This is a genomic window from Frondihabitans sp. VKM Ac-2883 (assembly GCF_015350875.1).
In the GTDB taxonomy this organism is placed as follows: Bacteria; Actinomycetota; Actinomycetes; order Actinomycetales; family Microbacteriaceae; genus Frondihabitans.
This window is the reverse complement of the sequence record NZ_JADKSF010000010.1, coordinates 96234-106426: the sequence shown is the minus strand read 5'-3', so window position 1 is coordinate 106426 and position 10193 is coordinate 96234. Positions and strand designations below refer to the sequence as shown.

The following is a 10193-nucleotide window of genomic DNA, read 5'->3' as shown; positions in this document are numbered from 1 at the left end:
TCGCCCTTGAACTGACCCCAGTCGCCGGTCAGCTTGAGGAGCGCAGCGACCTGCTCGGTCGGCTGAGCGCCGACGCCCCATAACACCCGCCCACTCGCACCTGTCGCGCGCCCACGGGGCCCCGCCCCAAAACCGGAGCCGCGATCTGGCAGAATGGTCCGGCGCCTCCGGGTGTGGTCCGCCTTGGTGTAATGGCAGCACGACAGCCTTTGGAGCTGTTAGGTCTAGGTTCGAGTCCTGGAGGCGGAGCTTCGGGCTAGTCAGCGATGTGGCGGCCTCCGAGTCTTCTAGCCTCCGAGCGAGAGAACTCGACCCAGGGCGGGGATGACCCGGGTGAGGGTGCGGTCGTGACCGGCGGGATCGGGATCGGAGACGGCCTCGGCGAGCACGATGACGTCGTAGCCGAGGCCGGCGGCAGACCTGGCCGTCGATTCGACCCCGAAGGTTGTCGCGATTCCCACGATGACGACCTGGGTTACAGCCTCGGCCGTCAGGTGCTCATGGAGTCCCGTGTTCGCGAAGGCACTCCACGCGGCCCTGTGGATGGTCAGCTCGTCTTTCTGCGCCTGAATGCCGTCGACGAGCTCGGTGTCGGTGCTCGGCCAGGTTCGCCCTTGCGATCCGTACTGGGTTATGCCCGGCGGTGTTCCGGTCGAGATCGCGAAGACCACCGGTCGACCCGCCTCCCGGAAGCCGCTGATCGCTCGCCCCACCTCGACGATCAGCCGGTCGGCGGGTTGCGAGCGTGCGTTCGCCAACGTGCCGACTTGCATATCGACGACGACGAGGGCAGCACCGGAAGAGATGATCTCGCTCATGTTCGCCATTGTGTCGTGGTCTCTACTTTCGTTTGTCGGGCTGGTCACGGCGCTGTGATGCCGTCGAAGGTGATGTCGAGTCGACTCGGACCGCGCAGAAGGGGGTTGCGGCGATAGGGCGGCGGGTCTTCGACGAGGCGCACGTTCTCGAGTCGAGAGAAGAGTTCGGCCAGAGCGATCTGGGTCTCGAGGCGGGCGAGGGGCGCTCCGAAGCACGCGTGGATGCCGGCGCCGAATCCGAGGTGGTCACGATTCTCCCGCTCGGGGTCGAACCGATCGGGATCGGCGAAGTGTCGGGGGTCGCGGTTGGCGGCGGCCCAGGCAATCCAGACGGGGGACCCTTTCGTGATCGTCACGTCGCCGATACGCACATCCTCGAGGGCGATGTACTTCGGTGTGACCTGGGCGGGCGGCTCCAACCGAAGCAGCTCTTCGAAGACGAGTGGCATCGTGCTCGGGTCCGCGCGAAGCCGGTCGAGGGCTTCCGGGTGCCGCAGCAGAGTGAGCGCGCCGTTGGCGATCATGTTGACCGTGGTCTCGTGTCCGCCGATCAGCAGCATGATGGTTGTGCTGATCATCTCGCTGGTTGACATCGCCCCATCCGGGCCGGTGTCGTTGACAAGTCCCGACAGGAGATCGCCCTGGGGTGTTCCGCGACGGACCTCGGCAAGCTGGGCGAGGTAGGCCCCGAGTTCACTGGTGGCCCGTGACGCCTCCGCCTGCAGCCTTTCAGCCTCTTCGGGTGTCGTGGCCTCAGGAGGCGCGATGATCGCCATGCTCCAGGCATGGAAGCGCGGCTCGTCTTCGTGGGGAACGCCGAGCACGTCGCAGATCATCATGACCGGAAGCGGGTAGGCGAAGGCCTCGACGAGATCGAGGGTGCCGGTTGCGGGGAACGCGTCGATGAGCGTGGTCGCCGTCTGCGTGATGTCGTCGCGGAGCGAGTCGATGTAGCCGGCGTGATGAGGAGGGCCGAAGTGTCGCATGGTCTGACGGCGCAGGCGGTCGTGTTCCGGGGGATCCTGCATGACGAACGCGGATGTGAGGCCGGGGGCGGCCCCCTCGGTGTCGTCTCGGCCGGCGAGCGGGTTGGAGCTGATGCGCGGATCATGGACGACCTCGAGGATCTCGTCGTAGCCCGTGACGAGGAACGCCCCGTCGTCGAGGCGCTGAACCGGCGCGGCATCACGAAGGCGGGCATAGACCGGATACGGGTCGGCGCGGTTGTCGTGGTCGAGGAATTCGTTCCACACCGCCGTGGCGGTGGGGGAGCCGCCCGTGACGGGGCAGCCGGGGCGGGGTTCGGGAGAAGTGCTCACAGTGTGGTCCTTTCATCGGACTTCGCGGGGATGGTGGTTGGGTGACTAGCCCGGGAATGCGGGCGCACGCTTCGGTCGGTACCGGGCAGGCTGTCGACGGTTCGGCCCGTCGGCGGGAATGCGGCGCCGTCGTTGATCTCACGCCGGTAGTGCTCGAGCCACTTGACCTGGTCGAGGGCGGTGGCACCGACCATGCGGTCGCCGACGCCGTAGACGGCGACGAACGAACGCTTTTCGGTGGATCCTTGAGCGATGACCACGCTGTCTGCTGCCTCGGGCATGCCGACGGATTTGATCACGTGGCCGAACTGGTTCGACCAGAACACCGGCACCTCGTCGTGGTGGACGTTCGCACCCGTCAGCATGTTTCCGGCGGCGACGGTGGCCTGGCCCACGGCGTTGCCCCAGTGCTCCATCGACATTCGGCGGCCATCGCCCGACGGGTGCGGGAAGGCGGCGATATCGCCGGCCACGAAGACACCGTCGAGTACGGTGCCGTCGCTGTCGAGCGCCCGGCAGGTGGCGTCGCAGTCGACCCCGAGCGGGCTGACCGACAGGCCCGACTCGCTGAGCCACTCGGTGTTCCGGAGGGCGCCGATTGCTACTACCACGAGATCGACATCGAGGGTCTTTCCGTCCGAGAGCGTGGCGGCCGCGACCGCCCCCCTCTCGTCCGAGTGAAGTCGGGAGACGGTGACAAGCGACCGCAGGTCGACGCCGTGCTCGCGCTGCACATCGGCGAGCACGCCCGCGACGGTGTCGCCGAGCGCTCGGGCGAGCGGCGCCGCGCCTCGATCGACGAGGGTGACCGGGAGGTCGAGGCGACGGCAGGCCGACGCGATCTCGGAGCCGGTGAATCCTCCACCGACGATGAGCACTCGCCGCGGTCCGGCGGCGAGGCGGGAGCGGAGCCGTGCCGCGTCGGCCGAAGTGCGGAGGGTGAAGACTCCGTCGAGAGCCGCCTCGTCGGCCACCGGCCACGGTCGGGCTCGGGTTCCGGTGGCGATGAGCACCCTGTCGTAGGGCACGCGTGCGCCGTCGGCGAGGAGGACGGCACGGGCGTCGACATCGAGGCCGGTCGCGGCCACGCCGAGGCGCCATTCCAGGTCGAGGCCGGAGGCCTGCGGAAGGCGGGTGCCCGAAGCCGACGCCGTACCGAGCAACACCTGTTTCGACAGGGGCGGCCGGTCGTAGGGTTGGTCCGGCTCGTCGCCGATGAGTGTGATCGGGCCGAGGAACCCGTCCGACCTCAAGGCTTCCGCCGCCGTCAGGCCTGCCAGCGATGCGCCCACAACGACCACGCGATCGGTCTCGGTCAGCGCCGAGGGGCCCAATGCCGAGGAGGCCGGAGCCGAGGGGTTCACTGCCTTGGCCACGGGCCTGCGTTGCTCTCCGTCGAGGCGAATGGCCTGCACCGGGCAGGCTGCCGCGGACTGCGTAACGCGGGCCCGGAACTCCTCGGCGGGGTCGGGGTCGTAGACGAGGGCCTCGTCGCCCTCGAACCGGAACACATCAGGTGCCAGGAAGGCGCACTGCGCGTAGCTCTGGCATTTGGTCATATCAACGGCGATTCGCATGGTTCTTCTCCTTCTCGAGACGTGAGTGGTGCCGTACGGGTCAGTCGAAGACGACGACGACCTTGTCGGCGGCGCCCGGTGTCGCAGCGAGGGTCAACGCCTGCTCGACATCGCCGAACGGGATGACGTCGCTGACGATGACCGCGTACTTCTCCCAGTTCGCGACGATGTCGCGCGTGACCTCGAAAATTTCGGTCGGGTAGCCCATCGACAGCACGATGGTCAGCTCGCTTCCAAGGAGCTGGCCGAGGTCCAGCTCGACGGGGTTCTTATGCACACCCACGATGCCGACGGTCGCTCCGTGCGTGGCGGCGGCCGTGATCGCGCCGATGACGGGAGCGGCGCCGGCGGCATCAAGGTAGATGTCGGAGGCGGCCTTGCGAACGCCGCGACGCGTCTCGCCTTCGCCGTGGATCTCGACGAGCCGCTCGGTGACGTTCTCGGTGCGGGAGTCGATCACATCGTCGACTCCGATTTCACGGGCGAGCTCGAGTCGTTCGGGGATCACATCGACGACGACGATCGACCCGGCACCGGCGGCCATGTAGCTGATGGCTGCGCCGAGCCCGATGGGCCCGGCACCGAAGATGACGATTTTGTCACCTGGCTTCGGCGCCGTCCGGTTGACGGCATGCCGCGCGACGGCCATCGGCTCGTTGAGCGCGGCGACCTCCCACGGGATGTGTTCGGGGACGACCGCGAGGCTGCGCCCGACCTCGGCATCTTCGATCAGCAGGTAGTCGCTCAGACCGCCGGTCGAGCCGCCGCTGCCGATGATTCCCGTCGGGGCGGCCATCGGGTTGACGACGACGTGGTCGCCGCCCCGGAGGTCTGTGACCTCGGCACCGAGCGCCACGATCTCGCCGGCGGGCTCGTGGCCGAGGGGCGTGTGGCCCTCCCGGCCGGGCAGTCCGCCGAGCGAGACGTAGAACGAGTCGGAACCGCAGATGCCGCAGGCCCGCACCTTCACGAGCACGTCGCGCGGGCCGACCTCGGGGGTAGTCACGTCGAGCACGGCGGTCGTTCCAGGGCCGGTGACATAGGTCGACTTCATAGTCGCGGGTCGGGCGGGGGTGGGGGGCTTCGAGCTGGACATCCGGTTCTCCTTGAGGGGCTGAGGTGATGCCTCAAGCCTCCCGGCGGGGACCCGTTCACGAATCGTCCGACTGCACCGATTCGGCCTACTGCGTTCGCAGTAGGAGCGGACTACGGCGTGAGCCCACCGCGGTACGCGAATGCCACCAGCTGCGCCCGATCGCGCGCCCCGACCTTCGCCATCGCCCGGTTCGCATGCGTCTTCACAGTGAACGGCGACAGGAACCGTTCGGCGGCGATCGCGTCGACGTCGAGCCCGGTCATCATGCTGAGCACCACGTCGCGCTCGCGCGGGGTCAACGCGTCGAAGCGCGCCGTCATGTCCGCGTCGACGACCGTAGCCGGCTCGTCTTTCACCCGGCCGATGAGCATCGCGGCCGCGGCGGGCGAGAGCGCGCCGCCACCCGCGGCCACTTCCTCGATCGCTGCGATGAGCTCTTTCGGTCCTGCGGCCTTGCTCAGAAAGGCGTTGGCACCGGCGCGGAGAGCCGCGAGCACGTTGGAGTCCTGCTCGAAAGTGGTCAACATGACCACCCGGACCTCCTCTGCCGACCAGCGCTGTCGGATCCTTCGCGTCGCCTCGACACCGTCGATCCCCGGCATGCGGATGTCCATCAGGACCACGTCGACCGGCTGCGACGCGAGGGCTTCGACGGCACCGAGTCCGTCAGAGGCCTCCGCGACGATCTCGAACGGGTCATGACGGCCGAGGATCCCACGGAGCCCGATCCGGATCATCTCCTGGTCGTCGACGAGGAGGAGGCGGATCATGCGACACGTCCATTCTTCAGAGGCAGGTGGGCGGTCAGCACGAATTCGGTGTCGGTGGAGTTCACTGTCATCGTTCCGGCGCCCGCGGCGACCCGTTCGCGCATTCCGACGAGGCCGAGGCCGGTGCTCGGCTCGGATGGTTCGAGGCGCTGGCCGTTGCGCACCTGTACGACCAGCCTCACGCCCTCGGCGGCGCACGTGACACTCACCGCACCTCGCCCGTGTTTCTGGGCGTTCGTCAGGGCCTCCTGCAGGATCCGATAGACCGTCAGCTGCGTCGCCGCATCCACGCTGTCCGCTGGCACCTCGAGCTCGGCGTGGAGGTCCATCCCGATGTGCCGATATGAGTCGAACAGCGTCGGAAGCGAAGCGAGATCGGGAACGGGATCGGCCCCGCCCTGCTCGTCATCGGAGCGGAGGAGCACGAGCATCCGCTGCGTTTCGGCAAGGACGTTCCGTACCCCGGTGCGCGCCCGATCGAGCGCCTCGGTCACGTCGGAAGGTGTGTCGACCAGGGCCATCTCGACGACGCCGAGGTTCATGCTGACGACGGCGACCTCGTGGCCGACGACGTCGTGGAGGTCGCGGGCGATGCGGAGGCGCTCTTCGGCCACTCGCCGTGTCGCCTCGAGCTCGCGCGTGGCGAGCGCGTCTTCGGCCCGACGCTCGAGGGAGTCGCGGTAGAGCCGCTGCGCGCGCAAGCCGGCGCCGATTGCCGACCCTGCGGCCAAAGAGACGAGGGTCGCGAAGACGCTGGTGACCGGATCGCCGAGGTCGCCGGCGATGATCGTGCCGGCGAGGGTGGGAGCGACCACCAGCGCCGCAGCCCGGATGGGTCGCCCGAAGCGGAGGGTGACGATGAAGACCAGGAAGACGGTGATGCTCCACTCGACCAGAGGCCCCCATGATCCAAGGGCGACGACTAGGCATCCGAACGAGTTCACGGCCAGGCCGACGAAGGGCCGTTTCGTGGCGATGAGCAGGCCGGCGAGCGTGACCGCGAGCCCCCCGATCGCTCCGATTTCCGCCGAGTGGGCCATCATCCGGATCAGCTCGACTGCGAGGCTGAGTCCGATTACCCCCGCGACCACCGCGGGCAGAACATCGAGTCGCGAGATCCCATTCCGCGTGACCCGCGGCAGGAGCGGCTGGCGAGACGAGGGCATGGGTTGATTCTCGCCCACGACAGGTCGTACCCGAGGCGGAACTCTCACCGACGCATCGACCGCGACACGGCCTGCTCGTCGCGGAGCGCGCGGGCGGCCTCGAGGACGTCGTGGGCGGCCTGCTTCTGTTCGGCCAGTCGGCCTGACACCGACGCGGTTCGCTTTTTCAGGATGGTCTTCTTCATCGGAATGGGCAGGAAGCAGTGGGCGAAGGCGACCGCGGCGAGGATGTAATAGGTCAGGCCGCCGCCGTCGAGGTAGGCGAAGACCGCTCCGCCCATGGAGGCGACGCCGACGAGCCCGGCGATGATCGCCACGGTGCGCGCCACCCGCTCCGGCGAACGCTGCAGGCGTTCCACTTCGGTGACCGCGTCGAGGTGTTCTGCTTCGAGCGCATCGAGTGCCGCTCGGTCGGCGAGGGCGCGGTCGCGGCGAAGGAAGAAGGTGGCCGTGCGGCGGTCGAGGATCGTCGGCACCTGATCCTGAAGGGTCCAGCCGAAGACCTCGAGGGCGGTGAGCCGCTCTTCCGCCTCGGAGCGGGCGACGGTGATGGTCTGGTAGTCCCAGACGGTGGGGGCCGGTGCCACGGTCTGGTTGGTGGGGGGCGTCGTGATGGTCATGGGAAACTCCTTGATCGTCCGGGGTGGCAGCTCGTGCTGCACCTCAAGAATCACGAAAACGGGTGCCTGTGACGTCGTCGATTCGGGCCGGGCCGTGTACTGCGTTCGCAGTAGCTCACGGGTCTTCGAGACCGAGCCGAATGTCGAACCTGTGCCGCAGGATCCTCGGCTCGCCCCACAGACGAACCGTCGTCGCGACGGGCTCGTTACCCTGGTACTCGACCTCGTGCCCCGGCACGTCGAACCAAGGAGCACCCATGCAGCCACTCGCCGTCATCGTCCTCGCCGCAGGCCAGGGCACCCGCATGAAGTCGTCGACGCCCAAGGTGCTCCACCGTCTCGCGGGCCTGCCGCTCATCCACCACGTGCTCGAGACGGCCCGGTCGCTCGAGCCGGAGCACCTCATGGTCGTCGTCCGGCACGACCGCGACACGGTCGCCGCGAGCGTGCTCGAGGCCGCACCGAGCGCCGTTCTCATCGATCAGGACGACACCCCCGGCACCGGTCGAGCCGTCGAGCAGGCCGTCGAGGCGCTCCCCGCCGACTTCACGGGCGACGTCGTCGTGGTGAGCGCCGACGTGCCGTTCCTCGACGACGACGACCTCCTCGCCCTTCTCGAGCTGCACCGCTCCGACGAGGCCGACGCGACCCTGCTGAGTGCGATTCTCGAGGATCCCACGGGCTACGGCCGCGTGATCCGCTCCTCCGGTCGGGTGCAGAAGATCGTCGAGCACAAAGACGCCTCGGCTGACGAGCGCGACGTGGCCGAGATCAACTCCGGCACCTACGTGTTCACGGTCGAGGCGCTCCGCAAGCACCTCCCGTTCGTGACCGCCGCGAACGCGCAGAACGAGAAGTACCTCACCGACGTCGTCGGTCTGCTGACGATCAACCGGGGTCACGTGTCGGCCAAGCCCGTCGCCGAGGCCTGGCGCGTCGAGGGCATCAACGATCGCGTGCAGCTGGCCGCTGCGGCCCGGCGCTTCAACGACACGATCGTCACGCACTGGCAGCGCGAGGGCGTCTCGATCCTCGACCCGCAGACCACCTGGATCGACCGTGACGTCAGCCTCGCCGCCGACGTCGAGATCTTGCCCGGAACACAGTTGAAGGGCGCCACCGTCGTCGAGACCGGCGCGGTCGTCGGCCCCGACACGACGCTCGTCGACACCGAGGTCGGGGCGGGTGCCGTCGTCAAGCGCACCGACGCCACCCTCGCCGTGATCGGTGCCGGTGCGACCGTCGGCCCCTTCGCCTTCCTCCGCCCGGGCACGATCCTCGGCGCCGACGGGAAGATCGGCACCTTCGTCGAGACGAAGAACTCGACCATCGGCGAGGGCAGCAAGGTTCCCCACCTCAGCTACGTCGGCGACACCGAGGTCGGCGTCGGCGCGAACATCGGGGCCGGCACGATCACGGCCAACTACGACGGCGTGAACAAGCACCGCACGGTGGTCGGGTCGCACGTGCGCACCGGGTCGCACAACGTCTTCGTCGCGCCCGTTAGGATTGGCGACGGAGCGTACACAGGCGCCGGAACGGTCGTCCGCAAAGACGTGCCGGCCGGATCCTTGGCCATCACCGTCGCTCCGCAGCGAACCATGAGCGGGTGGGTCGAGGCCAAACGCCCCGGCACCGACGCGGCGAAGGCGGCAGCCGACGCGGCGGCGACCAGCGAGACGGCGAGCTGACCGAGCACCCAGAACCACCAATCGACGACTGCGCCGCCCTGCGGCCGGTGTCGGGGCCCCCGGGCCAGAGAGCGAGTGACGTGTCGGGAATCAAGATCACCGGCGAAAACCGTCTCGTCCTTGTGACGGGGCGTGCGCACCCGCAGCTGGCGATCGACATCGCGCAGGAGCTCGGCACCGAGCTGACGCACACCGACGCACGCACCTTCGCGTCGAGCGAGATCTACGCGCGATACGACGACAGCGTCCGCGGCTCTGACGCGTTCGTGATCCAGTCGCACACCCGGCCGATCAACGAGTGGCTCATGGAGCAGCTCATCATGGTCGATGCGCTCAAGCGGGCCTCGGCCAAGCGCATCACGGTCGTCGCTCCCTATTACCCCTACGCCCGCCAAGACAAGAAGGGTCGCGGTCGCGAGCCGATCTCGGCCCGCCTCGTGGCCGACCTGTTCAAGGCCGCCGGTGCGCACCGCATCATGAGCGTCGACCTGCACGCGCCGCAGATCCAGGGCTTCTTCGACGGTCCGGTCGACCACCTCTTCGCCATGCCCGTGCTGCTGAAGCACTTCCAGGAGCGCCTCGACCCGTCCACGCTGACCGTCGTCTCGCCCGACATGGGGCGCGTCAAGGTCGCTGACATCTGGAGCGAAAAGCTCGGGGCGCCGCTGGCGATCATCCACAAGCGTCGCGACCCCCGCGTCATGAACGAGGTCTCGGTGCACGAGATCGTCGGCGAGGTCAGCGGTCGCGTCTGCCTGCTGGTCGACGACCTCATCGACACGGGTCGCACGATCGCCAAGGCCGCCGAGGCGCTGAAGAAGGCCGGAGCCCTCGGGGTCATCGTGGCCGCCACGCACGCCGTCTTCTCCGACCCGGCTCCCGAGATCCTCTCGAACGAGTTCATCGACTCGGTCGTCGTCACCGACACCCTGCCGATCACCGAGCACCAGATGTTCGATAGCCTCACGATCCTGCCGATCGCTCCGCTCATCGCCCGCGCGATCCACGAGGTGTTCGACAACGGGTCGGTCACGTCGATGTTCGACGGCGCCGCCTGAGTCACCTCGTCGAAAGCACGAAAAACGTCCTCTGAGTGCCCGGCGGAGGGCGTTTTTCGCACTCTCGACGCCCACACC

The 10193-nt window shown here is 68.3% G+C and carries 10 protein-coding genes, 1 tRNA gene and 1 pseudogene; 3 read left to right on the top strand and 9 right to left on the bottom strand.

Annotated elements, in window-relative coordinates:
* Window positions 1–74, bottom strand: a pseudogene (locus tag ITJ49_RS16200) (30S ribosomal protein S16); the annotation flags it as partial.
* A gap of 103 nt (window positions 75–177) precedes the next feature.
* Between ITJ49_RS16200 and ITJ49_RS16195 the strand changes: the two are divergent.
* Window positions 178–249 (top strand) — tRNA-Gln (locus tag ITJ49_RS16195).
* A gap of 38 nt (window positions 250–287) precedes the next feature.
* Here the strand turns inward: ITJ49_RS16195 and ITJ49_RS16190 are convergent.
* The 8 genes from ITJ49_RS16190 to ITJ49_RS16155 all read right to left on the bottom strand — a co-directional run bounded on the left by ITJ49_RS16190 (window position 288) and on the right by ITJ49_RS16155 (window position 7625).
* A complete protein-coding gene (locus tag ITJ49_RS16190) occupies window positions 288–818 on the bottom strand; it encodes a cysteine hydrolase family protein (RefSeq protein ID WP_194606588.1) in 531 nt (176 codons plus the stop codon).
* A 44-nt stretch (window positions 819–862) separates the two neighbouring features.
* Entirely contained in the window at window positions 863–2137 is a 1275-nt protein-coding gene (locus ITJ49_RS18310; protein WP_370544578.1) for a cytochrome P450, read from the bottom strand.
* Entirely contained in the window at window positions 2134–3714 is a 1581-nt protein-coding gene (locus ITJ49_RS16180; protein ID WP_194606587.1) for an FAD-dependent oxidoreductase, read from the bottom strand. Before ITJ49_RS16180 ends, ITJ49_RS18310 begins: the two co-directional genes overlap by 4 nt.
* Before the next feature lie 40 nt (window positions 3715–3754).
* Window positions 3755–4810: a zinc-binding dehydrogenase gene (locus ITJ49_RS16175; RefSeq protein WP_228514617.1), complete on the bottom strand. Its 1056-nt coding sequence runs from the start codon at window positions 4808–4810 to the stop codon at window positions 3755–3757.
* A gap of 110 nt (window positions 4811–4920) precedes the next feature.
* Window positions 4921–5580, bottom strand: a complete 660-nt coding sequence (locus ITJ49_RS16170; protein ID WP_055963332.1) for a response regulator transcription factor — start codon at window positions 5578–5580, stop codon at window positions 4921–4923.
* A complete protein-coding gene (locus ITJ49_RS16165; RefSeq protein ID WP_194606586.1) occupies window positions 5577–6746 on the bottom strand; it encodes a sensor histidine kinase in 1170 nt (389 codons plus the stop codon). Before ITJ49_RS16165 ends, ITJ49_RS16170 begins: the two co-directional genes overlap by 4 nt.
* 44 nt (window positions 6747–6790) lie before the next feature.
* A complete protein-coding gene (locus tag ITJ49_RS16160; RefSeq protein WP_194606585.1) occupies window positions 6791–7366 on the bottom strand; it encodes a hypothetical protein in 576 nt (191 codons plus the stop codon).
* Between the two features lie 115 nt (window positions 7367–7481).
* On the bottom strand, window positions 7482–7625 hold the full coding sequence (locus ITJ49_RS16155) for a hypothetical protein (RefSeq protein WP_194606584.1): 144 nt from the start codon (window positions 7623–7625) through the stop codon (window positions 7482–7484).
* Between ITJ49_RS16155 and glmU the strand changes: the two genes are divergently transcribed.
* Window positions 7624–9057 (top strand): bifunctional UDP-N-acetylglucosamine diphosphorylase/glucosamine-1-phosphate N-acetyltransferase GlmU, encoded by a 1434-nt coding sequence (gene glmU, locus ITJ49_RS16150; RefSeq protein ID WP_194606583.1) that lies wholly within the window; start codon window positions 7624–7626, stop codon window positions 9055–9057. The genes ITJ49_RS16155 and glmU overlap by 2 nt on opposite strands.
* Before the next feature lie 80 nt (window positions 9058–9137).
* Window positions 9138–10115 carry a ribose-phosphate diphosphokinase gene (locus ITJ49_RS16145; RefSeq protein ID WP_055963312.1) on the top strand — a complete coding sequence of 326 codons (978 nt, stop codon included), beginning with the start codon at window positions 9138–9140 and terminating at the stop codon, window positions 10113–10115.
* The last annotated feature ends 78 nt before the right edge of the window (window positions 10116–10193 follow it).